At 71.0% G+C, this 23,726-nt stretch carries 19 protein-coding genes; 2 read left to right on the top strand and 17 right to left on the bottom strand.

Annotated elements, in window-relative coordinates; genetic code table 11:
* Positions 1-128: 128 nt before the first annotated feature.
* Together ACIA6C_RS09495 and ACIA6C_RS09500 are read right to left on the bottom strand one after the other, a co-directional pair.
* A complete protein-coding gene (locus ACIA6C_RS09495; protein WP_399274009.1) occupies positions 129-1,352 on the bottom strand; it encodes an outer membrane lipoprotein carrier protein LolA in 1,224 nt (407 codons plus the stop codon).
* A 223-nt stretch (positions 1,353-1,575) separates the two neighbouring features.
* Positions 1,576-2,586 carry a polyprenyl synthetase family protein gene (locus ACIA6C_RS09500; protein WP_366079969.1) on the bottom strand — a complete coding sequence of 337 codons (1,011 nt, stop codon included), beginning with the start codon at positions 2,584-2,586 and terminating at the stop codon, positions 1,576-1,578.
* A gap of 388 nt (positions 2,587-2,974) precedes the next feature.
* On the opposite strand from ACIA6C_RS09500, the gene ACIA6C_RS09505 reads away from it, so the two are divergent.
* Positions 2,975-5,008 (top strand): CocE/NonD family hydrolase, encoded by a 2,034-nt coding sequence (locus tag ACIA6C_RS09505; protein WP_399274012.1) that lies wholly within the window; start codon positions 2,975-2,977, stop codon positions 5,006-5,008.
* Between the two features lie 76 nt (positions 5,009-5,084).
* Here the strand turns inward: ACIA6C_RS09505 and ACIA6C_RS09510 are convergent, their stop codons facing one another.
* Entirely contained in the window at positions 5,085-5,903 is an 819-nt protein-coding gene (locus ACIA6C_RS09510; RefSeq protein ID WP_361134094.1) for an HAD family hydrolase, read from the bottom strand.
* Between the two features lie 140 nt (positions 5,904-6,043).
* Between ACIA6C_RS09510 and fahA the strand changes: the two genes are divergently transcribed.
* Positions 6,044-7,267, top strand: a complete 1,224-nt coding sequence (fahA, locus tag ACIA6C_RS09515) for a fumarylacetoacetase (RefSeq protein WP_399274014.1) — start codon at positions 6,044-6,046, stop codon at positions 7,265-7,267.
* Positions 7,268-7,357: 90 nt separating this feature from the next.
* Here fahA and nuoN read toward each other — a convergent pair whose 3' ends face one another.
* The 14 genes from nuoN to ACIA6C_RS09585 are packed head-to-tail and all read right to left on the bottom strand — an operon-like array spanning position 7,358 to position 23,244.
* Positions 7,358-9,004 (bottom strand): NADH-quinone oxidoreductase subunit NuoN, encoded by a 1,647-nt coding sequence (nuoN, locus tag ACIA6C_RS09520; protein WP_399274550.1) that lies wholly within the window; start codon positions 9,002-9,004, stop codon positions 7,358-7,360.
* Between the two features lie 5 nt (positions 9,005-9,009).
* Positions 9,010-10,602: an NADH-quinone oxidoreductase subunit M gene (locus tag ACIA6C_RS09525; RefSeq protein ID WP_399274016.1), complete on the bottom strand. Its 1,593-nt coding sequence runs from the start codon at positions 10,600-10,602 to the stop codon at positions 9,010-9,012.
* A 1-nt stretch (position 10,603) separates the two neighbouring features.
* Complete coding sequence (nuoL, locus tag ACIA6C_RS09530) at positions 10,604-12,544, bottom strand: NADH-quinone oxidoreductase subunit L (protein WP_399274018.1); 1,941 nt, start codon at positions 12,542-12,544, stop codon at positions 10,604-10,606.
* Between the two features lie 12 nt (positions 12,545-12,556).
* Entirely contained in the window at positions 12,557-12,856 is a 300-nt protein-coding gene (gene nuoK, locus ACIA6C_RS09535; RefSeq protein WP_030864698.1) for an NADH-quinone oxidoreductase subunit NuoK, read from the bottom strand.
* A complete protein-coding gene (locus ACIA6C_RS09540) occupies positions 12,853-13,665 on the bottom strand; it encodes an NADH-quinone oxidoreductase subunit J (RefSeq protein ID WP_361134107.1) in 813 nt (270 codons plus the stop codon). Before ACIA6C_RS09540 ends, nuoK begins: the two co-directional genes overlap by 4 nt.
* The gene (gene nuoI, locus ACIA6C_RS09545) at positions 13,662-14,279 is read right to left on the bottom strand and encodes an NADH-quinone oxidoreductase subunit NuoI (RefSeq protein ID WP_361134110.1); all 618 of its coding nucleotides are present in this window, start codon (positions 14,277-14,279) and stop codon (positions 13,662-13,664) included. Before nuoI ends, ACIA6C_RS09540 begins: the two co-directional genes overlap by 4 nt.
* A complete protein-coding gene (nuoH, locus tag ACIA6C_RS09550) occupies positions 14,272-15,642 on the bottom strand; it encodes an NADH-quinone oxidoreductase subunit NuoH (protein WP_399274021.1) in 1,371 nt (456 codons plus the stop codon). The genes nuoI and nuoH overlap by 8 nt, the downstream gene beginning before the upstream one ends.
* The gene (locus tag ACIA6C_RS09555) at positions 15,639-18,146 is read right to left on the bottom strand and encodes an NADH-quinone oxidoreductase subunit G (RefSeq protein ID WP_399274023.1); all 2,508 of its coding nucleotides are present in this window, start codon (positions 18,144-18,146) and stop codon (positions 15,639-15,641) included. The genes nuoH and ACIA6C_RS09555 overlap by 4 nt, the downstream gene beginning before the upstream one ends.
* The gene (gene nuoF / locus ACIA6C_RS09560) at positions 18,143-19,516 is read right to left on the bottom strand and encodes an NADH-quinone oxidoreductase subunit NuoF (protein WP_361134119.1); all 1,374 of its coding nucleotides are present in this window, start codon (positions 19,514-19,516) and stop codon (positions 18,143-18,145) included. Before nuoF ends, ACIA6C_RS09555 begins: the two co-directional genes overlap by 4 nt.
* Positions 19,516-20,265 (bottom strand): NADH-quinone oxidoreductase subunit NuoE, encoded by a 750-nt coding sequence (gene nuoE, locus ACIA6C_RS09565; RefSeq protein WP_366079959.1) that lies wholly within the window; start codon positions 20,263-20,265, stop codon positions 19,516-19,518. Before nuoE ends, nuoF begins: the two co-directional genes overlap by 1 nt.
* Entirely contained in the window at positions 20,262-21,596 is a 1,335-nt protein-coding gene (locus ACIA6C_RS09570; protein WP_190182944.1) for an NADH-quinone oxidoreductase subunit D, read from the bottom strand. Before ACIA6C_RS09570 ends, nuoE begins: the two co-directional genes overlap by 4 nt.
* Positions 21,596-22,318 (bottom strand): NADH-quinone oxidoreductase subunit C, encoded by a 723-nt coding sequence (locus ACIA6C_RS09575; RefSeq protein ID WP_399274025.1) that lies wholly within the window; start codon positions 22,316-22,318, stop codon positions 21,596-21,598. The genes ACIA6C_RS09570 and ACIA6C_RS09575 overlap by 1 nt, the downstream gene beginning before the upstream one ends.
* Positions 22,315-22,869: an NADH-quinone oxidoreductase subunit B family protein gene (locus ACIA6C_RS09580; RefSeq protein ID WP_007265818.1), complete on the bottom strand. Its 555-nt coding sequence runs from the start codon at positions 22,867-22,869 to the stop codon at positions 22,315-22,317. The genes ACIA6C_RS09575 and ACIA6C_RS09580 overlap by 4 nt, the downstream gene beginning before the upstream one ends.
* A gap of 15 nt (positions 22,870-22,884) precedes the next feature.
* A complete protein-coding gene (locus tag ACIA6C_RS09585) occupies positions 22,885-23,244 on the bottom strand; it encodes an NADH-quinone oxidoreductase subunit A (protein ID WP_190182942.1) in 360 nt (119 codons plus the stop codon).
* Between the last annotated feature and the right edge of the window lie 482 nt (positions 23,245-23,726).

A 23,726-nucleotide genomic window follows, 5' to 3' on the forward strand; every position in this document is an offset into this window, starting at 1 on the left:
TCCCCCGGGGGGTTGGTGCGGGTGCCCCCAACCCAAACACCGTACCCGCGCCCCCGCCCCCCCCGGGCGGGCCGGGGGGGGGGGGGGCCCCGCCCCCCCCCCCCGCCCCCCCCCCGACCGCCGTGCGGTTACTTGGCCGAGTTGGCCGTCTTCACGAGCGCGTCCTTGGTGACCGCGCCGACGTAGACCTTGCCGTCGTCCGTGATCAGGGCGTTGACCAGGCGGGTCGAGAAGATCCGGCCCGAGCCGAACGAGCCGGTGACCTTGTCCCCGAGGGAGTCGAGGAACTGCTTGGCCTCCTTCGGGGCGTCCTTGCCGTTGGCCGCCTTCTCAGCGTCCTTGAGGCCCTTGCCCCCGGGTACGGAGATCTGCGCGACCGAGGCCCAGCCCTCGCCGAGCACCTTCACCTCGCCCTTGCCGGGGCCGGCGGCACCGCCGGTCAGGCCCTGGAAGCCGGGGAGGGACTCCAGGCCCTTCCACTCCTTGCCGTGGACGCCGTCCTTGCCGTGTCCGTCCGTACCCTCGGTCAGCTTCGCGCCCTTGGGCGGGGTGAAGGCGAAGGTGTCGGCGGCCGGCTTGGCGAAGTCCACCTTGGTGAAGCCCGCGTCCACGATCGGCTTGCCGCCCTGGCTGGACAGCACCTGCACGCGCAGCGGCACACCGTTCTTGGCGTCCACGGCGATCTGCACCGAGCCGACCGTGGAGCCGGCCTGCTTGGGCTTGAGCACCAGCTGGTAGGCGTCGCGCCCGGCCACCTGGGCCGTGTCGCCCACGCTGACGTCCGTCGTGGGACCGGCGGCCTTGAGGGCCTCCTGCGCCATCTCCTGCGGCGAGGCGGGCAGCCGCTCGCCCGCCTTGGGCTCGACGCCCGGGCCGGAGCGGACGTCCTTCTCGTGGAAGACCTGGTTGGACTTGCTGTCGTACCCCCACACGTCCTTGCCGTTGTGGGTGAGGCTGTACTCGTCCTTCCCGTCGAGGAAGGTGAGCTTCTGGCGGTCCGGGCCGTCGGCCGCGATGCGGAAGGTGTGCGTCCCGTTCGCCAGCTGCGCCAGCTTGTCCTGCGGGTCGGCAGAGCCGCCGGTGACCCCGCCCCCGCCGCCGACCCGGCCCAGCAGACCGCCCGCGAGAGTGGGCAGACCCAGGTCGGTGCTGATCTTGGCACTGCCGGAGAGCTGCTGGACGTCCGAGGCCGCGATCTTCTCGATGAGCTGCTGGGCGGTCACCTTCGGCAGGTCCGGGTTCCCGGCGTTGGCGAAGGCCGGGACCATCGCGATGGTCGCGGCCGCCACGCCGAACACCGCGACCGGTACGGCGTACCGAGCGGCCTTGCGGGTCTTCGTGTTCGTTGCCATCTTCTCTGCCTGCCTCCGTAGATGCGTCGCGTCCACCCCCGGCCGTCACTCTCACCCGATCTGGTGGGGATGTGCCTCTATCTGACCAAAGGGGAGGGGCCGAAGGCGTCACTCCCCGGACTCAACCGGGCGTACAACCCAGGGATGACACGACACGGGCCCGGCACCCCCTACCCGTAGGGGATGCCGGGCCCGTTGAGCGAGCGATGAGGAGCCACGAGGACTAGCCGGCGCGGTGGACCACCGCGTCGCACAGCTCTTCGAGCGCCGACTTCGCGAAGCACTCGGGGAGCGGGGCCAGCGTGGCCCGCGCGTCCTGCGCGTAGCGGACGGTGTCGCGGCGGGCCTGCTCCAGCGCGGGGTGCACCCGCAGCCGGGACAGGGCCTCGGCGTGCCGGGCGTCGTCGCTCAGGTCGCCGTCCAGGAGCCGTACGAGGTCCAGGTCGTCGGGGTTGCGGTCCCGCTCCGCCATCTCGCGCAGGCGCAGGACGGGCAGGGTGGGGATGCCCTCCCGCAGGTCGGTGCCGGGCGTCTTGCCGGACTCGTGGGAGTCGGAGGCGATGTCGAGGACGTCGTCGGCGAGCTGGAAGGCGATGCCGAGCCGTTCGCCGTACTGGGTCAGGATGTCGACCACGGACTCGTCGGCGCCGGCCATCAGCGCGCCGAACCGGCCGGAGACGGCGATCAGTGAGCCGGTCTTGCCGGCCATGACGTCGAGGTAGTGGGCGACGGGGTCGCGGCCGTCGCGCGGGCCGGCCGTCTCCAGGATCTGGCCGGTCACCAGCCGCTCGAAGGCCTCCGCCTGGATGCGCACGGCCTCGGGGCCGAGGTCCGCCAGGATGTGCGAGGCGCGGGCGAAGAGGAAGTCACCCGTCAGGACGGCGACCGAGTTGCCCCAGCGGGTGTTGGCGCTCTCCACCCCACGGCGCACCTCCGCCTCGTCCATGACGTCGTCGTGGTACAGCGTGGCCAGGTGGGTGAGCTCCACGACCACCGCGGACGGCACGATCCCGGGGGCGTACGGATCCCCGAAACGGGACGCGAGCAGCACCAGCAGCGGGCGGAACCGCTTGCCTCCGGCCCGCACCAGGTGCTGCGCGGCCTCGGTGATGAAGGGGACTTCGCTCTTGGTGGCCTCCAGCAGACCCGCCTCGACAGCGGCCAGTCCGGCCTGGACATCGGTCTCAAGAGCCTGGTCCCGCACGCTCAGTCCGAACGGCCCGACGACGGTCACGAGGGGTACTCCTGTCTGCTGACGATCACCTTGACGATCACATGGATTGTCGATGTGTCGCTGCCATCACTCAAGCCAGCGTATCCGGTCTGTTTTCGATCACCCAGAGCGCCTGCCCCGTCGTCACGCGCGCACTGTCCGGTGTGCACCGGTATGTTCGTCACGAGCCGAAACGACCGGAGATCGCGTTTTGTCCAGAACTGTCACCGGCGCGGACGAGCCGGCGGATCCGGAGGCGGACCGGCCCCCGCCCGGGCCCCCGCCGCCGCGTCCTCCCTCGCCACCCTTCTGGCGGCCCTCGGATGGCTGACGACGGGCCGCTCGGCCGTCATCGCACCCGCGCCCCGGCCGAGGCGCACGGCGCATCCCGTTCACCGAGGCGGTCCGCATGATCATCCGTACCGACTTCCCCTACGAGACCACCCGCGAGGATGTCCGGATCCCGATGCCCGGCGGCACCTCACGGGCCGAAGGCTCCGGGGCGGGGGTCGAGCTGTACGCCCGGATCTGGCGCCCGGTCACCGACGAGCCGGTCCCTGCGCTGCTGGAGTACCTCCCGTACCGCCTCACCGACCGGACCGCGCCGCGCGACCGGCAGCGCCACCCCTGGTACGCGGGCCACGGCTACGCCTCCGTACGGGTGGACGTGCGCGGCCACGGCTGCAGCGGCGGCGTCCCCGGCGACGAGTACGACGCGCAAGAGCTCGCCGACGCGGTCGCGGTGGTGGAGTGGCTCGCGGCGCAGCCGTGGTGCACGGGCGCGGTGGGCATGTTCGGGATCGCCTGGGGCGGCTCCAACAGCCTCCGGATCGCGGCCCTCGCCCCCGGGGCGCTCAAGGCGGTCGTCACGGTCTGCTCCACCGACGACCGGTACGACAACGACGGGCGCTACATGGGCGGCTCCGTCCTCGCCGTCGACATGCACGCGTGGTCGGCGGCGATGCTGGCCTTCGCCGCACGCCCGCCGGACCCCCGGTACGCCGGTGACGGCTGGCGGGAGCAGTGGCTCACCCGCCTGGAGGCCCTGGAACCGCTGGTCCACACCTGGCTCGCCCACCAGACCCGAGACGCCTACTGGGAGCACGGCAGCGTCCGCGAGGACCACGGGAGCATCCGCGCGGCGGTCCTCGCGGTCGGCGGCTGGCACGACCCGCACCGGGACACCGTGCTGCGCCTGGTCGAGCACCTGCCCCGTAACCGGGTCCGCGGGCTCATCGGCCCCTGGTCGCACCAGTACCCCGACCGGGGGCTGCCGCCCGGCCCGGCGATCGGCTTCCTCCAGGAGACCCTGCGCTGGTGGGACCACTGGCTCAAGGGCGAGGACAACGGCGTCATGGACGAGCCGCTGCTGCGCTCCTGGATCAGCGAGTCGCACCCGCCGGCCACCGTCTACGAACGGATGCAGGGCCGCTGGGTCGCCGACGCCGCCTGGCCCTCGCCCTCGGTCGTACCGGTGTCCTACGGGCTCCAGGGCGCGCCGGTGAAGGTCGCCTCGCCACAGCACACCGGGCTGGACGCGGGCCGGTTCCTCCCCCTCGGCAACGACGCGGACCTCCCGCCGGACCAGCGGGAGGAGGACGCGAAGTCGGCGTGCTTCGAGTTCCCTCTCGCGCCGGGCGAGCCGGTGGAGATCCTCGGCCGGCCCCGGGTGACGCTGCGGCTGCGGATGGACGTCCCGTACGGGCAGGTGATCGCCCGTCTCTGCGACGTCGCCCCCGACGGGGCCTCGACGCTGGTCACGCGCGGCGCGCTGAACCTGTCGGCGCGGGGCGGGCGGGAGCGGGCCGCGCCCTGGCCGGTGGGCTCGTACGAGGAGGTCGCCTTCGAGCTGAACGGCATCGGGCACGCCTTCCCGCCGGGCCACCGGATCCGGCTGGCGCTCTCCTCTGCGTACTGGCCGTGGATCTGGCCCCGGGCCGGCTCGGAGGCGGGCTGGACCCTCGACCCGGCGGGCAGCACGCTGGAGCTGCCGCTGCGCACGGCGGGCCCGCTGGACGGCGGCATCGTCTTCGAGGCGCCGGAGCAGGCGGAGCCGCTGGGGGTGGTCCACCCGGCGACGCTCGACGAGCCGCGCCCGGAGCGGGTCGTCGTACGGGACGTCGCGCGCGGGACGTGGCGGCTGGAGGTCGACCCACGGTACGGGGGAACGCTGGTGTACCCGGACGGGCTGGAGTCCGCGGAGGACGCGGTGGAGGAGTACGAGATCCGGTCGGACGACGCCCTGTCCGCCCGGGCCCGCTCGCGCTGGCGGATCCGGCTGCACAGGCCGGACCCGGGCTGGGAGGTCACCGTGGAGACCCGCTCGGAGATCTCCTGCGACGCGGGCGGGTTCCTCACGTCGAACGAGGTGGTGTGCCGGGAGGGCGGCGAGGCGGTCTTCCACCGCACGTGGGAACGCCGCCTCCCGCGCACGGCGGGCTGACCGGCCGCCGGGGGGCCGCCCGCCGGGGGCCGACCGCCCGCCGGTGGGGAGCGCGTCGGCCGAACGGCCGCCCGCGTCAGCGGAACAGCCGCTCCAGGACCACCGCGATGCCGTCGTCCTCGTTCGAGAGGGTCACCTCGTCGGCCACCGCAACCAGTTCGCGGTGGGCGTTGGCCATCGCCACCCCGTACGCCGCCCACCCGAACATCGGGACGTCGTTGGGCATGTCGCCGAAGGCGATCGTGGCCGAGGCGGCCAGGCCCAGGACGTCCGCCGCGCGCGAGAGTCCGCTCGCCTTGTCGATGCCCGGCGGCTGGAGCTCCACCGTGTGCTCCCCCGCCATCGTCACGTTGACCAGGTCCCCGACCACACCCCGCGCGAGGCGCGTCAGCTCGTCGTCGTCCAACTCCGGGTGCTGGAGCAGCACCTTGTTGATCGGCGCCGACCACAGGTCCGCGCGGCGCCGTACCCGGACCGTCGGCAGGTGCGGATGCGGCATCCGGTAGCCCGGCCCTATCAGCATCTCCGCGTCCACCCCCTCCTGGTCGACCGCCACGTACACCTCGCCGATCTCCGCCTCGATCTTGCCGAGGGCGACCTCCGCCAGGCCCCGGTCCATGCACACGGAGTGCAACAGTCGCCCGCGCGCCGCGTCGTACACCTGCGCGCCCTGCCCGCACACCGCGAGCCCCGTGTAGCCGAGGCCGTCCAGGACGTGGCGTACCTGCGGGACCGGGCGGCCGGTCACGATGATGTGTTCGGCGCCGGCGGCGCGGGCACGCGCGAGGGCGGTGTGGGAACGGGCCGAGACGGTGTCCCCGGCGCGCAGCAGAGTCCCGTCCAGGTCGGTTGCGATCAAGGCGAAGGGAAGGGCCGGAAGCGGGGCGGAAGTCACGGCGCAAGGATACGGACCCCTTTGGACAAGTCCTACAAATAGCGCCCTAATCCGGCCTCCCGCCCGCCCCACCAGCAACGTAACGTGTCAACAAGCCCCCGGGACACCCCCGGACCGCGTCGAAAGCGAGGCAGCAACCCATGCCCCAGCAGAGCCCCCTCGATGTCCCCGAGGGCGACCCGTTCGGACCGCACAACCTGCCCTACGGCGTGTTCTCCACGGCCGAGGACCCCCGGCGCCGGGTCGGTGTGCGGATCGGCGGGTACGTCCTGGACGCCGGAGCGGCCGCGCTCGCACTCGGTTCCCCCTACGCGGGCCTGCTCGGCCGGCCCTCCCTCAACCCGCTGCTCGCCGCCGGCCGCACCGCCTGGCGCGACGTACGGCGCGCGCTGACCGCCTGGGTGACCGACCCCGGCCACCGCGGCGCGGTCGAGCCGCACCTGACGCCGCTCGACGCCGTCACCCTGCACCTGCCGTACGAGGTCGCCGACTACGTCGACTTCTACGCGAGTGAGCACCACGCCACGAACGTCGGGAAGATCTTCCGCCCGGACGGTGACGCACTCACCCCCAACTGGAAGCACCTGCCGATCGGTTACCACGGCCGCTCCGGCACCATCGTGGTCTCCGGCACCGACGTCGTACGCCCCAGCGGGCAGCGCAAGGCGCCCACCGACCCGGCTCCCGTCTTCGGCCCGAGCGTCAAGCTCGACATCGAGGCCGAGGTCGGCTTCGTCGTCGGCACCCCCTCGGAACTCGGCCGCCCGGTGGCGCTCGGCGAGTTCGAGGACCACGTCTTCGGCCTGTTCCTCCTCAACGACTGGTCCGCGCGGGACATCCAGGCCTGGGAGTACGTGCCCCTCGGCCCGTTCCTCGGCAAGTCCTTCGCCACCTCCGTCTCCGCCTGGGTGACCCCCCTGGAGGCCCTGGACGCCGCCCGCGTCACCCCGCCCGCCCGGGACTTCCCGCTGCTGCCCTACCTGGACGACGCCGACGCCGACCGCCCCGGCGGATTCGACCTGCACATCACCGTCTCCATCAACGGGCAGGAGGTGGCCCGGCCGCCCTTCGCCTCCATGTACTGGACCGCCGCCCAGCAGCTGGCCCACATGACGGTCAACGGCGCCTCCCTGCGCACCGGTGATGTCTACGGCTCCGGCACCGTCAGCGGCCCCGAGACCGACCAGCGCGGTTCCCTGCTGGAGCTGACCTGGAACGGCCGCGACGCCATCGAGCTCGCCGACGGCAAGCGCACCTTCCTGGAGGACGGCGACACCGTCACGCTCACCGCCTGGGCGCCCGGCCCCGACGGCAGCCGCGTCGGCCTCGGCGAGGTGACCGGCCGCATCACCGCCTCCCGCTGACCCCGGCGGGGCGACGGACGTCCCGGTCGGCCCGAGGGCCCGGCCCCCCTTCCTGCGGGGAGCCGGGCCCTCGGTACGTCCGCCCGCGCGCTACCGCACGAACGTGCTCGCGTGGCCGGCGAGGTCCAGGAAGTACTGCGGCGCCACACCCAGGACCAGCGTCACCGCCACACCCACCGCGATCGTGGTCATCGTCAGCGGCGAAGGCACCGCCACCGTCGGGCCGTCGGCCTTCGGCTCGCTGAAGAACATCAGCACGATCACCCGAATGTAGAAGAACGCGGCGATCGCGGACGAGATCACACCGACCACGACCAGCACCCCGGCGCCGCCCTCCGCCGCCGCCTTGAACACGGCGAACTTCCCGGCGAAGCCGGACGTCAGCGGGATGCCCGCGAAGGCCAGCAGGAACACCGCGAACACCGCCGCCGTCAGCGGAGAACGACGGCCCAGACCCGCCCACTTGGACAGGTGGGTGGCCTCGCCGCCCGCGTCCCGCACCAGCGTGACCACGGCGAACGCGCCGATCGTCACGAAGGAGTAGGCGCCCAGGTAGAAGAGGACGGACTTGACGCCCTCGGCGGAAGTGGCGATCACACCGGCCAGGATGAAACCGGCGTGCGCGATCGAGGAGTACGCCAGGAGCCTCTTGACGTCGGTCTGGGTCACGGCGATCACCGCGCCCGCCAGCATCGTGACGATCGCGACGCCCCACATCACCGGCCGCCAGTCCCAGCGCAGACCCGGGAGCACCACGTACAGCAGGCGCAGGAGCGCGCCGAAGGCCGCGACCTTCGTCGCCGCCGCCATGAACCCGGTGACCGGGGTCGGGGCGCCCTGGTAGACGTCCGGCGTCCACATGTGGAAGGGGACGGCGCCGACCTTGAACAGCAGACCCATCAGGATCAGCGCGCCGCCGATGAGCAGCAGCGCGTCGTTGCCCATGGTGGAGGCCAGCGCCGGGTCGATCTTCGAGATCGTGCCGTCCACCACGTCGGCGATCACCGCGTAGGAGACGGAGCCGGCGTAGCCGTAGAGCAGTGCGATGCCGAACAGCAGGAACGCCGAGGAGAACGCGCCCAGCAGGAAGTACTTGACCGCCGCCTCCTGCGACATCAGCCGCTGGCGGCGGGCGAGGGCGCAGAGCAGGTACAGCGGGAGGGAGAAGACCTCCAGCGCGATGAACAGCGTCAGCAGGTCGTCGGCCGCCGGGAAGATCAGCATCCCGGAGATCGCGAACAGGGCCAGCGGGAAGACCTCGGTGGTCGTGAAACCGGCCTTGACGGCCGCCTTCTCGCTGTCGCTGCCGGGGACCGACGCGGCTTGCGCGGCGAAGGAGTCCACCCGCTTGCCGTGGGCCGCCGGGTCCAGGCGCCGCTCCGCGAAGGTGAACACGGCCACGATCGAGGCCAGCAGGATGGTGCCTTGCAGGAACAGCGCCGGCCCGTCCACGGCGATCGCGCCCATGGCCGCGATGCGCGCCTTGGAGTTCCCGTACCCGCCGGCGGCAAGGCCGACGACCGCCGCGAAGGCCGCGGCCAGCGCGGCGACGGCGAGGAACACCTGGACGTAGTACCGGTGCTTGCGCGGTACGAAGGCCTCGACCAGGACGCCGAGGACCGCCGCGCCCACCACGATCAGCGTGGGCGCGAGCTGCGCGTATTCGATGTGCGGGGCCGGGATCCTGGTGGCCGGGTCCGCGGCCGCCACGGTCAGCAGGCCCTGGGCAGCAGTCAGCGTGCTCACTTCGCCGCCTCCCCGTTCTTGGCTTCGACGGCCACCTCGGGCTTGGGGTCCGTCCGCTTCACGTCCGACATGGTGTGCTTCACCGCCGGGTTGACGATCTCGGTCAGCGGCTTCGGGTACACGCCCAGCCCGATCAGCAGCGCGATCAGCGGGGCCACCACCAGCACTTCCCGCAGGCGCAGGTCCGGCATCGCGCGGACCTCCTCCTTCACCGGGCCGGTCATCGTGCGCTGGTAGAGCACCAGCGTGTACAGCGCGGCCAGCACGATGCCGATGGTCGCGATGACGCCGACGACCGGGTACCGGGTGAACGTGCCGACCAGGACCAGGAACTCGCTGACGAACGGTGCGAGACCCGGCAGGGACAGTGTCGCGAGACCGCCGATGAGGAAGGTCCCGGCCAGGACCGGGGCCACCTTCTGCACGCCGCCGTAGTCGGCGATGAGCCGCGAGCCGCGCCGCGAGATCAGGAAGCCGGCGACCAGCATCAGCGCCGCCGTGGAGATCCCGTGGTTGACCATGTACAGCGTCGCGCCCGACTGGCCCTGGGAGGTCATCGCGAAGATGCCCATGATGATGAAGCCGAAGTGCGAGATGGAGGCGTAGGCCACCAGCCGCTTGATGTCCCGCTGGCCGACGGCGAGCAGCGCCCCGTAGACGATGCTGATCAGGGCCAGGACGAGGATCACGGGCGTCGCCCACTTGCTGGCCTCGGGGAAGAGCCCGAGGCAGAAGCGGAGCATCGCGAAGGTGCCCACCTTGTCGACGACCGCCGTGATCAGTACGGCGACGGGGGCGGTGGCCTCGCCCATGGCGTTGGGCAGCCAGGTGTGCAGCGGCCACAGCGGGGCCTTCACCGCGAAGGCGAAGAAGAACCCGAGGAACAGCAGCCGTTCGGTGCTGGTCGCCATGTCGAGCGTGCCCGCGGCGCGGGCGGCGGTGATCTCCTGGAGGGAGAAGTTCCCGGCGACCACGTAGAGCCCGATGACCGCGGCCAGCATGATCAGGCCGCCGGCGAGGTTGTAGAGGAGGAACTTGACCGCCGCGTACGAGCGCTGCGCGGCGGCGTTCTCATCGGTCCCGGCGTGCGCCCGGTCCCCGAAGCCGCCGATGAGGAAGTACATCGGGATGAGCATGGCTTCGAAGAAGATGTAGAAGACGAAGACGTCGGTGGCCTCGAAGGAGATCACCACCATCGCCTCGACCAGCAGGATCAGGGCGAAGAACCCCTGCGTCGGCCGCCAGCGGGACGACCGGGTCTCCAGCGGGTCGGCGTCGTGCCAGCCGGCCAGGATGATGAACGGCATCAGCAGGGCGGTCAGCGCGATCAGCGCCACCCCGATGCCGTCGACGCCCAGCTCGTAGCGGACCCCGAAGTCGGAGATCCACCCGTGGGATTCGGTGAGCTGGTAGCGGGCGCCACCGGGCTCGAAACGGACCGCGATGAGCACGGCCAGTGCCAGTGTCACCAGGGAGACGAGCAGCGCGAGCCACTTGGCGGCGCCCCGGCGCGCGGCCGGGACGGCCGCCGTCAGGACGGCGCCGGCCGCGGGCACGGCCGCCGTCACCGTCAGAAGCGGGAAACTCATCTCACACCGCCCTCATCAGCAGGGTCGCGGCGACGAGGATCGCCGTGCCCCCGAACATCGAGACCGCGTAGCTGCGGGCGTAGCCGTTCTGCAACTTGCGCAGCCGGCCGGACAGCCCGCCGACCGAGGCGGCCGTCCCGTTGACCACCCCGTCGACCAGGCTGTGGTCGACGTACACGAGGGAGCGGGTCAGGTGCTCCCCGCCGCGCACCAGCACGACGTGGTTGAAGTCGTCCTGGAGCAGGTCGCGCCGGGCCGCCCTGGTGAGCCAGCTGCCCCGGGGGGCGACCACGGGGACGGGCCCCCGCCCGTACTGCACGTAGGCGAGACCCACGCCGATCAGCAGGACCACGATCGTGGCGGCGGTGATGGCCCCGGCGCCCAGCGGCGGGTTCCCGTGCTCGAAGGAGGTCACGGGCTCCAGCCACTTCACGAACGCCTCGTTGATGCTGAACAGGCCACCGGCGAAGACGGAACCGAGGGCGAGCACGATCATCGGCAGGGTCATGGTCTTCGGCGACTCGTGGGGGTGCGGCAGCTCCCCGGGCCGGTGTTCGGCGGCGGGTTCGGCGCTGGGCGCGGCGTCGGCGTCAGGCGCCGGCTGCCAGCGCTTCTCGCCGAAGAAGGTCAGCAGCATCACGCGGGTCATGTAGAAGGCGGTGATGGCGGCGCCCAGCAGAGCCACTCCGCCGAGGATCCAGCCCTCGGTGCCGCCCTTGGCGAAGGCCGCTTCGATGATCTTGTCCTTGGACCAGAAGCCCGAAAGGCCCGGGAAACCGATGATGGCGAGGTAGCCGAGGCCGAAGGTGACGAAGGTGATCGGCATGTACTTCCGCAGGCCGCCGTACTTGCGCATGTCCACCTCGTCGTTCATCCCGTGCATCACGGAACCGGCGCCGAGGAAGAGGCCGGCCTTGAAGAAGCCGTGCGTCACCAGGTGCATGATCGCGAAGACGTAGCCGATGGGTCCGAGGCCGGCCGCGAGGACCATGTACCCGATCTGGGACATCGTGGAGCCGGCGAGGGCCTTCTTGATGTCGTCCTTCGCGCAACCGACGATCGCACCGAAGAGCAGTGTCACCGCGCCGACCACGACGACCGCGGTCTGCGCGTCCGGAGCGGCGTTGAAGACCGCGCCGGAGCGGGTGATCAGGTACACGCCGGCGGTGACCATGGTCGCCGCGTGGATCAGGGCCGAGACCGGGGTCGGGCCCTCCATCGCGTCACCGAGCCAGGACTGGAGCGGCACCTGCGCGGACTTGCCGCAGGCGGCCAGCAGCAGCATCAGGGCGATCGCCGTCAGCCTGCCCTCGGACGTACCGTCCACCGCCCCGAACACCGGCCCGAACGCGAACGTCCCGAACGTGGTGAACATGATCATGATGGCGATCGACAGGCCCATGTCGCCGACCCGGTTGACCAGGAAGGCCTTCTTCGCGGCGGTCGCCGCGCTGGGCTTGTGCTGCCAGAAGCCGATGAGCAGGTACGAGGCCAGGCCCACGCCCTCCCACCCGACGTACAGCAGCAGGTAGTTGTCGGCGAGGACCAGGAGCAGCATCGCCGCGAGGAACAGGTTCAGGTAGCCGAAGAAGCGGCGGCGCCGCTCGTCGTGCTCCATGTACCCGATGGAGTAGATGTGGATGAGGGTGCCGACGCCGGTGATCAGCAGGACGAAGGTCATCGACAGCTGGTCGAGCTGGAAGGCGACGTCCGCCTGGAAGCCCTCGACCGGGATCCAGCTGAACAGCTTCTGGTGGACGGTGCGGTCGTCGGCGCCGCGCCCCAGCATGTCGGTGAACAGGGCCACGCCGATGCCGAAGGAGGCGGCGGCGAAGAAGGTGCCGAGCCAGTGGCCGGCCTTGTCGAGGCGGCGGCCGCCGCACAGCAGCACCGCCGCTCCGAGCAGGGGCGCCGCCACCAGCAGCGCAATCAGATTCTCCACTGTGAAGGCCCCTTACAGCTTCATCAGGCTGGCGTCGTCGACCGAGGCCGAGTGGCGGGTACGGAACAGCGACACGATGATCGCGAGGCCCACCACGACCTCCGCGGCGGCGACGACCATCGTGAAGAACGCGATGATCTGACCGTCGAGGTTGCCGTGCATCCGGGAGAACGCGACGAAGGCGAGGTTGCAGGCGTTGAGCATCAGCTCCACGCACATGAACAGCACGATCGCGTTCTTGCGGATGAGTACGCCGGCCGCACCGATGGTGAACAGCAGGGCGGCCAGGTACAGGTAGTTGACCGGGTTCACTTCGAGGCCTCCTCTCGGCCGAGGCGCTCCGCCGACTTCTGCTCCAGCGCTTTCAGGTCCTCCAGTGCCTCGCTCGACACGTCACGGATCTGGCCGCGGGCCCGCAGCGTCTTGTTGACGGTGAGCTCGGACGGGGTGCCGTCCGGCAGCAGACCGGCGATGTCGACCGCGTTGTGCCGGGCGTAGACGCCGGGGGCGGGCAGCGGCGGGAGCTGGACGCCCTCGCGCACGCGCCGCTCGGCGAGTTCGCGCTGGGTGGCGGCCCGCTCGGTGCGCTCGCGGTGGGTGAGCACCATCGCGCCGACGGCAGCCGTGATCAGCAGGGCGCCGGTGATCTCGAAGGCGAAAATGTACCGGGTGAAGATCAGCTCGGCGAGCCCCTCGACGTGCCCGGTGGAGTTGACCCGGCCCAGGCCGTTGAAGTGGGTGAGCTTGGCGTTGGCGATGCCGGCGATCAGCAGGATGCCGAAGCCGAGGCCGCACAGGGCGGCCAGCCAGCGCTGCCCCTTGAGGGTCTCGGTGAGCGAGTCCGCGGCGGTGACACCGACGAGCATCACCACGAAGAGGAACAGCATCATGATGGCGCCGGTGTAGACGACGACCTGGACGACGCCCAGGAAGTACGCCCCGTTGGCGAGGTAGAAGACCGCCAGGATGATCATCGTCCCGGCCAGGCACAGCGCGCTGTGCACGGCCTTCTTCATCAAGATCGTGCACAGCGCGCCGATCACGGCGACCGTGCCGAGGACCCAGAACTGCACGGCCTCGCCCGTGGAGGTGGTCGAAGCCGCGGCGGCGAGGGCGCTCATGCCTCCACCCCCTCGGGTTCGGCGGCGTCCTGCCCGGCGCCTTCGGCGACCTCGCCCTTGGAACGCGCGACCTGCCGGACCGTCCCGGGGGCCGCGCCCGTCACCAGACCGCGGTAGTAGTCCTGGTCGTCGGTGCCCGGGTACATCTCGTGCGGCGCCTCGACCATGCCCTCGGTCAGGCCCACCAGCAGCTGTTCCTTGGTGTAGATCAGCGATTCGCGGCTGGAGTCTGCCAGTTCGAACTCGTTCGTCATCGTCAGGGCCCGGGTGGGGCACGCCTCGACGCACAGCCCGCACAGGATGCAGCGGGCGTAGTTGATCTGGTAGACCGCGCCGTACCGCTCACCCGGGGAGTAGCGCTCCTCCGCCGTGTTGTCCGCGCCCTCCACGTAGATCGCGTCGGCCGGACAGGCCCAGGCGCACAGCTCGCACCCGATGCACTTCTCCAGACCGTCGGGATGGCGGTTGAGCTGGTGCCGCCCGTGGAAGCGGGGCGCGGTGGTCTTGCGCTGCTCCGGGTACTGCTCGGTGAGGCGCTTCTTGAACATGGCCTTGAAGGTCACGCCGAAGCCGGCCACCGGGTTCTGCCACTTCTCGTTCTCGGCGTCAGACATTCTCACCACCCTCCTCTCGGTCACTGTCAGTATTCGCCCCGCCACTGACAATCAGCTCCCGCTGCCCCCGGGGCCGCCTGCGCGGCACGGGCGCCGGCTGCTGACCGGGCTTGGGGGGTACGGGGAATCCGCCCGCCATCGGGTCGAAGGGCTCGTCCGGCGCGGCCGCGCCCGCCGCGTCCTTCGCCTGGCCGTCCCGCTTGCCGCGGAACAGGTCGGCCACGAAGGACAGCAGCAGAACGGCGATCACCGCGCCGCCGACGTACAGCACGATCTGCTGGAAGTCGTAGTGCTCGTTCCGCATCGCCCGCACGGTCGCGACCAGCATCAGCCAGACCACGGAGACGGGGATGAGGACCTTCCAGCCGAGCTTCATCAGCTGGTCGTAGCGCACGCGCGGCAGGGTGCCGCGCAGCCAGATGAAGAAGAACAGCAGCAGCTGCACCTTGATGACGAACCAGAGCATCGGCCACCAGCCGTGGTTCGCGCCCTCCCAGTACGTGGAGATCGGCGCGGGGGCCCGCCAGCCGCCGAGGAAGAGGGTGACCGAGACCGCCGAGACGGTGACCATGTTGACGTACTCGGCCAGCATGAACAGCGCGAACTTGATGGAGGAGTACTCGGTGTTGAAGCCGCCGACCAGGTCGCCCTCGGACTCCGGCATGTCGAAGGGGGCGCGGTTCGTCTCCCCGACCATCGTGACGATGTAGATGATGAAGGAGACCGGCAGCAGGATGATGTACCAGCGGTCCGCCTGCGCCTCCACGATCTTCGAGGTCGACATCGACCCGGAGTAGAGGAACACCGACGCGAACGCCGCACCCATCGCGATCTCGTACGAGATCATCTGCGCGCAGGAGCGCAAGCCCCCGAGCAGCGGGTACGTGGAGCCCGAGGACCAGCCGGCGAGGACGATGCCGTAGATGCCGACCGAAGCCACCGCGAGGACGTACAGCATCGCGATGGGCAGGTCCGTCAGCTGCATCGTGGTCCGCTGCCCGAAGATCGAGACCTCGTTGCCGGAGGGCCCGAACGGGATCACCGCGATGGCCATGAACGCCGGGATCGCCGCGATGACCGGCGCGAGGACGTACACCACCTTGTCCGCCCGCTTGACGATGACGTCTTCCTTGAGCATCAGCTTCACGCCGTCGGCGAGCGACTGGAGCATGCCCCAGGGGCCGTGCCGGTTGGGACCGATGCGCAGCTGCATCCAGGCGACGACCTTGCGCTCCCAGACGATGGAGAAGAGCACGGTCACCATCAGGAAGGCGAAGCAGAACACCGCCTTGACGACGACGAGCCACCAGACGTCCTTGCCGAAGAGGGACAGGTCCTCCGCGGCGAGCTGTACCGGGTTCACGCCTCCACCTCCGCAGTGCTGTCGCCCGCGCCGGACGGGACCGCCGGGCCGATGCGTACGAGGGCGCCCGGGCGGGCGCCGGTGTCGGCGAGGACGCCGGAGCCGGTGGAGTTCAGCGGCAGCCAGACCACCCGGTCGGGCATCCGCGTGACCCGCAGCGGCAGTTCCACGGTCCCCGCCGGGCCGGTCACCGCGAGGACGTCGCCGTCCTTGACGCCCGTCTCGGCGGCCGTGGCCGCCGACAGGCGGGCGCTCGCCTCGTGCCGGGTACCGGCCAGGGCGGCGTCCCCGTCCTGGAGCCGGCCCTGGTCCAGCAGCAGCCGGTGGCCCGCCAGGACCGCTTCGCCGGCGCCGGGCCGGGGCAGCGGCTCGGTGTCCGCGCCCTGCTCGGCGGCGCGCTCCCCGGCCCACGGGCCGAGCCTCTCCAGTTCCCGCCGTACGGCCTGTACGTCGGGCAGCGCGATCGGCCGGTCCGCCGCGTCGGCCAGCATGTGCAGCACACGGTGGTCGGCGGGTGCGAGCCGGCGGGTCATCTGGTCCGGCTTGAGCGCCGCCTCGAACGGCCGCACCCGGCCCTCCCAGTTGATGAACGCCCCCGCCTTCTCGGCCACCGCGGCGACGGGGAACACCACGTCGGCGTGGTCGGTGACCTCGCTGGGCCGCAGCTCCAGCGAGACCACGAACGCCTCCCGCAGCGCGAGACGGGCACGGACCGGGTCGGGCAGGTCGGCCACCTCGACGCCTGCGACGAGCAGCGCGGACAGCTCCCGCCCGGCGGCCGCCTCGACGATCTGGCCGGTGTCGCGGCCGTAGCGGTGCGGGAGTTCGTCCAGCCCCCAGACGGCCGCGACCTCCTCGCGGGCCCGCGGGTCGGTGGCCGGGCGGGCGCCGGGCAGCAGCGACGGCAGCGCGCCCGCCTCCACGGCGGCCCGCTCCCCGGCCCGGCGCGGGATCCACACCAGCTTCGCGCCGGTCGCGGCCGCCGCCCGTACCGCGGCGGTCAGCGCGCCCGGCACCCCGGCCAGGCGCTCCCCGACGACGATGACGGCGCCGGGCTCGCGCAGCGCTTCGGCGGCGGCGTGGCCGCCCTGCTCCAGGCCGGTCCGCGAGGCGAGCGCGTCCAGCCAGTCGGGTTCGGTCCCGGGGGCGGCGGCCAGCAGGGTGCCGCCCGTCTTCTCCAGGCCCCGGGTGGCGAACGGTGCGAGGCCGAAGGTCCGCTGCTTGTGCTTGCGGTGGGCCTTGCGCAGCCTCAGGAAGACACCGGGGGCCTCCTCCTCGGACTCGATGCCGGCCAGCAGCACCGCGGGCGCCGCCTCCAGGGAGGAGTACGTCACCCCGCCGCCCGCCAGGTCCTTGCTGGTGCCGGCCACGGTCGCGGCCAGGAAGTCGGCCTCCTCGGCGCTGTGCACCCGCGCCCGGAAGTCGATGTCGTTGGTGTCCAGCACCACGCGGGCGAACTTGGCGTACGCGTAGGCGTCCTCGGCAGTGAGCCGGCCGCCCGTCAGCACCCCCGCCCGGCCGCGCGCGGAGGCCAGCCCCTCCGCGGCGGCCTCCAGCGCCTCGGGCCAGCTCGCCGGGGCGAGCACCCCGTCGGAGCCGCGCACCAGCGGCGTGGTGAGGCGGTCGGGGCGCTGCGCGTAGCGGAACGCGAAGCGGCCCTTGTCGCAGATCCACTCCTCGTTGACCTCGGGGTCCTCGGCGGCCAGCCGGCGCAGCACCTTCCCGCGCCGGTGGTCGGTGCGCGTCGCGCAGCCGCCCGCGCAGTGCTCGCACACGCTCGGGGAGGAGACGAGGTCGAAGGGACGGGCGCGGAAGCGGTACTCGGCCGAGGTGAGGGCGCCGACCGGGCAGATCTGGATGGTGTTGCCGGAGAAGTACGACTCGAACGGGTCGCCCTCGCCGGTGCCGACCTGCTGGAGGGCTCCGCGCTCCAGCAGCTCGATCATCGGGTCGCCCGCCACCTGCGTGGAGAAGCGGGTGCAGCGCGCGCACAGCACGCACCGCTCGCGGTCCAGCAGCACCTGCGTGGAGATCGCGACCGGCTTCTCGTACGTCCGCTTCTTGCCCTCGAAACGCGATTCGGCGTTGCCGTGCGAGAGGGCCTGGTTCTGGAGCGGGCACTCGCCGCCCTTGTCGCACACCGGGCAGTCCAGCGGGTGGTTGATGAGCAGCAGCTCCATCACCCCGCGCTGGGCCTTGTCGGCGGCCTGCGACGTCAGCTGCGTCTTGACGACCATGCCGTCGGTGCAGGTGATCGTGCAGGAGGCCATCGGCTTGCGCTGGCCCTCCACCTCGACGATGCACTGGCGGCAGGCGCCGGCCGGGTCGAGGAGCGGGTGGTCGCAGAACCGGGGGATCTCGATGCCGAGCTGTTCGGCGGCCCGGATGACCAGCGTCCCCTTGGGGACGGACAGTTCGATGCCGTCGATGGTCAGCGAAACCAGGTCCTCGGGCGGAACCGCCGCCCCGCCGCCGCCCGCCGGGGCGTTAGTGGTGACGGTCATGCGTTCACCTCCGTGTCAGCCCAGAGGGTCGACTTCTTGGGGTCGAAGGGGCAGCCCTTGCCCGTGATGTGCTGCTCGTACTCCTCGCGGAAGTACTTGAGCGAGGAGAAGATCGGGCTGGCGGCGCCGTCACCGAGGGCGCAGAACGACTTGCCGTTGATGTTGTCGGCGATGTCGCCCAGCTTGTCGAGGTCGCTCATCACGCCCTTGCCGGCCTCGATGTCCCGCAGCAGCTGCACCAGCCAGTACGTGCCCTCCCGGCACGGCGTGCACTTGCCGCAGGACTCGTGGGCGTAGAACTCGGTCCACCGGGTCACCGCGCGGACCACGCAGGTGGTCTCGTCGAAGCACTGGAGGGCCTTGGTGCCGAGCATCGAGCCGGCCGCGCCGACGCCCTCGTAGTCGAGCGGGACGTCGAGGTGCTCGTCGGTGAACATCGGGGTGGAGGAGCCGCCGGGGGTCCAGAACTTCAGCCGGTGCCCGGGGCGCATCCCGCCGCTCATGTCCAGGAGCTGGCGCAGGGTGATGCCGAGCGGGGCCTCGTACTGGCCGGGTCCGGCGACGTGCCCGGAGAGCGAATACAGCGTGAAGCCGGGGGACTTCTCGGTCCCCATCGCCTTGAACCAGTCCTTGCCCTTGTTCAGGATCGCGGGAACCGAGGCGATGGACTCGACGTTGTTGACGACAGTGGGGCACGCGTAGAGGCCCTCCACCGCGGGGAAGGGAGGACGCAGCCGGGGCTGACCGCGCCGGCCTTCGAGGGAGTCGAGCAGCGCCGTCTCCTCACCGCAGATGTACGCGCCCGCCCCCGCGTGCACCGTGATGTCGAGCTTCAGCCCGCTCCCGAGGATGTTCTCCCCGAGGTATCCGGCCTCGTACGCCTCGCGAACCGCCTCGTGCAGGCGCCGCAGGACCGGCACGACCTCGCCGCGCAGGTAGATGAAGGCGTGCTCCGACCGGATCGCGTAGCAGGCGATGACCATTCCCTCGATGAGGGAGTGCGGATTGGCGAAGAGGAGGGGGATGTCCTTGCAGGTTCCCGGTTCCGACTCGTCCGCGTTCACGACGAGGTAGTGCGGCTTCCCGTCGCCCTGCGGGATGAACTGCCACTTCATGCCGGTGGGGAAGCCGGCGCCGCCGCGCCCGCGCAGACCCGAGTCCTTCACGTAGGCGATGAGGTCGTCCGGGGTCATCGCGAGGGCCTTGCGCAGGCCCTCGTAGCCCTCGTGCCGCTGGTAGGTCTCCAGCGTCCACGACTCGGGCTCGTCCCAGAACGCCGACAGGACGGGCGCCAGGAGCTTCTCCGGGCTCCCTCCCCCGGCCTGCGGCCGGGGGGCGCCCTCGTTGCTCAGTTCGGAAGACACCGACATCACTCCCCTCCCTCGGTGCCGGCCCCGCCACGCGCCTCACCGCGCGGGTGCACGATCGGGGTGTGCGGGGACTCGCCGCGGGCGATGCGCAGACCGATCAGCGAGGCGGGGCCCGCGCCGCCGCCCGCCTCCACCGCGCCCTCGCGCTCGTCCGGGAACCCGGCGAGGATCCGGGCCGTCTCCTTGTACGTGCACAGCGGCGCGCCCCGCGTCGGCACGACCTGCCGGCCGGCCAGCAGGTCGTCCACCATCGCCTTCGCGGACTCGGGGGTCTGGTTGTCGAAGAACTCCCAGTTGACCATCACCACGGGCGCGTAGTCGCAGGCCGCGTTGCACTCGATGTGTTCGAGGGTGACCTTGCCGTCGGGGGTGGTCTCGTTGTTCCCGACGCCCAGGTGCTCCTTGAGCTCGTCGAAGATGGCGTCGCCGCCCATCACTGCGCACAGGGTGTTCGTACAGACGCCCACCTGGTACTCGCCGGACGGCTTGCGCCGGTACATCGTGTAGAAGGTGGCGACGGCCGTCACCTCGGCGGTGGTCAGGCCGAGCGTCTCGGCGCAGAACCGCATGCCGGTGCGGGTGACGTAGCCCTCCTCCGCCTGCACCAGGTGCAGCAGCGGCAGCAGCGCGGAGCGGCTGTCGGGGTAGCGGGCGATGATCTGGGCGGCGTCGGCCGCCAGCCTCTCGCGGACCTCCGCCGGGTAGTCGGGGGCCGGGAGCTGGGGCATGCCCAACGACACGTCTGTCATCGGTCGACGCCTCCCATCACGGGGTCGATGGAGGCGACGGCGACGATGACGTCGGCGACCTGGCCGCCCTCGCACATCGCCGCCATGGCCTGGAGGTTGGTGAAGGACGGGTCGCGGAAGTGGACCCGGTAGGGGCGGGTGCCGCCGTCGGAGACGACGTGGACGCCGAGCTCGCCCTTGGGTGACTCGACGGCCGCGTACGCCTGCCCGGCCGGGACCCGGAAGCCCTCGGTCACCAGCTTGAAGTGGTGGATGAGGGCCTCCATGGAGGTGCCCATGATGGTGCGGATGTGGTCGAGGGAGTTGCCGAGTCCGTCGGGGCCCATCGCGAGCTGCGCCGGCCAGGCGATCTTCTTGTCCGCGACCATCACCGGGCCCGGCTCCAGCCGCTCCAGGCACTGTTCGACGATCCGCAGCGACTGGCGCATCTCCTCCAGGCGGATCAGGAACCGCCCGTAGGAGTCGCAGCTCTCCGCGGTCGGCACGTCGAACTCGTAGTCCTCGTAACCGCAGTACGGGTCCGACTTGCGCAGGTCGTGCGGCAGGCCGGCGGAGCGCAGGATGGGGCCGGTGGCGCCCAGGGCCATGCAGCCGGTCAGGTCGAGGTAGCCGACGTCCTGCATGCGGGCCTTGAAGATGGGGTTGCCGGTGGCGAGCTTGTCGTACTCCGGCAGGTTCTTCTTCATGGTCTTCACGAAGTCGCGCAGCTGGTCGACGGCGCCCGGGGGCAGGTCCTGGGCGAGGCCGCCGGGGCGGATGAACGCGTGGTTCATGCGCAGGCCGGTGATCAGCTCGAAGACGTCCAGGATCAGCTCGCGGTCGCGGAAGCCGTAGATCATGATCGTGGTCGCGCCCAGCTCCATGCCGCCGGTGGCGATGCACACCAGGTGGGAGGAGAGCCGGTTGAGCTCCATCAGCAGGACGCGGATGACGGTGGCGCGGTCCGGGACCTGGTCGGTGATCCCGAGCAGCTTCTCGACGCCCAGGCAGTACGCCGTCTCGTTGAAGAACGGCGTCAGGTAGTCCATGCGCGTCACGAAGGTGGTGCCCTGCGTCCAGTTCCGGAATTCGAGGTTCTTCTCGATACCGGTGTGCAGGTACCCGATGCCGCAGCGGGCCTCGGTGACCGTCTCGCCGTCGATCTCCAGGATCAGCCGGAGCACGCCGTGGGTCGACGGGTGCTGCGGACCCATGTTGACGACGATCCGCTCGTCGTCCGCGCGGGCCGCCGACTGCACGACCTCGTCCCAGTCGCCGCCGGTGACGGTGTAGACGGTGCCCTCGGTCGTCTCGCGGGCGGACGCGTGCTGCGATGTGTTCGGCGTGTTCATCAGCTGTACGACCTCCGCTGGTCGGGAGCCGGGATCTGGGCGCCCTTGTACTCGACGGGGATCCCGCCGAGCGGGTAGTCCTTGCGCTGCGGGAAGCCCTGCCAGTCGTCCGGCATCATGATCCGCGTGAGGGCGGGGTGCCCGTCGAAGACCAGGCCGAAGAAGTCGTACGTCTCGCGCTCGTGCCAGTCGTTGGTCGGGTAGACGGAGACGAGCGAGGGGACGTGCGGGTCGCTGTCGGGGACCGAGACCTCCAGGCGCAGGACCCGGCCGTGGGTGATCGAGCGCAGGTGGTAGACCGCGTGCAGCTCGCGTCCCTTGTCGTGCGGGAAGTGCACGCCGCTGACGCCGGTGCACAGCTCGAAGCGCAGCGCCGGGTCGTCGCGCAGGGTGGAGGCGACCCGGACGAGGTGCTCGCGGGCGATGTGGAAGGTGAGCTCGCCCCGGTTGACCACCGTCTTCTCGATGGCGTTCTCGGGGACCAGGTCCTGTTCCTCCAGGGCGCCTTCGAGTTCGTCGGCGATCTCGTCGAAGTAAGAACCGTAGGGGCGGCTCGTCGCGCCGGGCAGCGCCACGGTGCGCACCAGACCGCCGTAGCCGGTGGTGTCGCCGCCGTTGTTCGCGCCGAACATGCCCTTGCGGACGCCGATCACCTCGGGGCCGGCCGAGCCCCGGGGTGCGGGCACGTTGTTGCCGTTGTCCACGGCGGGGTCGTCGCTCACCGCAGGAGCCCCTTCATCTCGATGGTGGGGAGGGCCTTGAGGGCCGCCTCCTCCGCCTCGCGCGCCGCCTCTTCCCGGTTCACGCCGAGCTTGGAGCCCTGGATCTTCTGGTGGAGCTTGAGGATCGCGTCCATCAGCATCTCGGGGCGGGGCGGGCACCCGGGCAGGTAGATGTCCACGGGCACGATGTGGTCGACGCCCTGGACGATCGCGTAGTTGTTGAACATGCCGCCCGAGGAGGCGCAGACGCCCATGGAGATCACCCACTTCGGGGCGGGCATCTGGTCGTAGACCTGCCGCAGCACCGGCGCCATCTTCTGGCTGACCCGGCCGGCCACGATCATCAGGTCGGCCTGGCGCGGGGAGCCGCGGAAGACCTCCATGCCGAAGCGGGCGAGGTCGTAGCGGCCCGCGCCGGTGGTCATCATCTCGATGGCGCAGCAGGCCAGGCCGAAGGTGGCCGGGAAGACGGATGACTTGCGCACCCAGCCCGCGGCCTGTTCGACGGTGGTCAGCAGGAAGCCGCTCGGCAGCTTCTCTTCCAGTCCCATGGAAAATTCAGCCCCTCAGTCCCATTCCAGGCCGCCGCGGCGCCACACGTAGGCGTAGGCGACGAAGACGGTGAGCACGAAGAGCAGCATCTCGACGAGCCCGAAGATCCCCAGGGAGTCGAAGGTGACGGCCCAGGGGTAGAGGAAGACGATCTCGATGTCGAAGACGATGAAGAGCATCGCCGTCAGGTAGTACTTGATCGGGAAGCGGCCGCCGCCGGCCGGCATCGGAGTGGGCTCGATGCCGCACTCGTATGCTTCGAGCTTCGCCCGGTTGTACCGTTTTGGGCCGATCAGCGTGGCCATGACCACGGAGAAGATCGCAAACCCTGCGCCGAGGGCGCCGAGCACGAGGATGGGCGCGTACGCATTCACGCTCCTCGCTCCTTCCAGTCGTCCTTGACCGTTGGACCGCTGTGCCGGCGCCGAGCGCCCCGCCCCGCGAAGATCTTGCACATGTGAGGCAGTTCACAAGCCGGACTGCTGCGCATCTTATGCCTGCGGATCTGTGATCTGCGACACGGGTTACAACAACGAGTTTGTGATCTCCACCACCCGACGAACGATCATGAAGTCCATTGAGCGGTGATCTTCATACGCAAGGCATCCACATGGTTACCAAAGGTGACATCCGCACCCGTCACCCCAGGTGGGAGCGGGGTTGCACTATCAAATGATGGCCATTGCAGGCAAATTGGCGACCGTGGGGACCTGGTGGTAAGGGAATCCGCGTCGCCCGACAGGGGGAGCGGCCGCGGACGGGAGTGGACGCGGGTGGAGGCGGGTGGACGCGGGGCGAGGTCCGGGGCCGGCCGGGGGGGTGACGTCCGGGGGGACGGCCGGGGGGTGACGCCCGG

The sequence above is a fragment of the Streptomyces sp. NPDC051578 genome (assembly GCF_044454045.1).
Classification (GTDB): domain Bacteria; phylum Actinomycetota; class Actinomycetes; order Streptomycetales; family Streptomycetaceae; genus Streptomyces.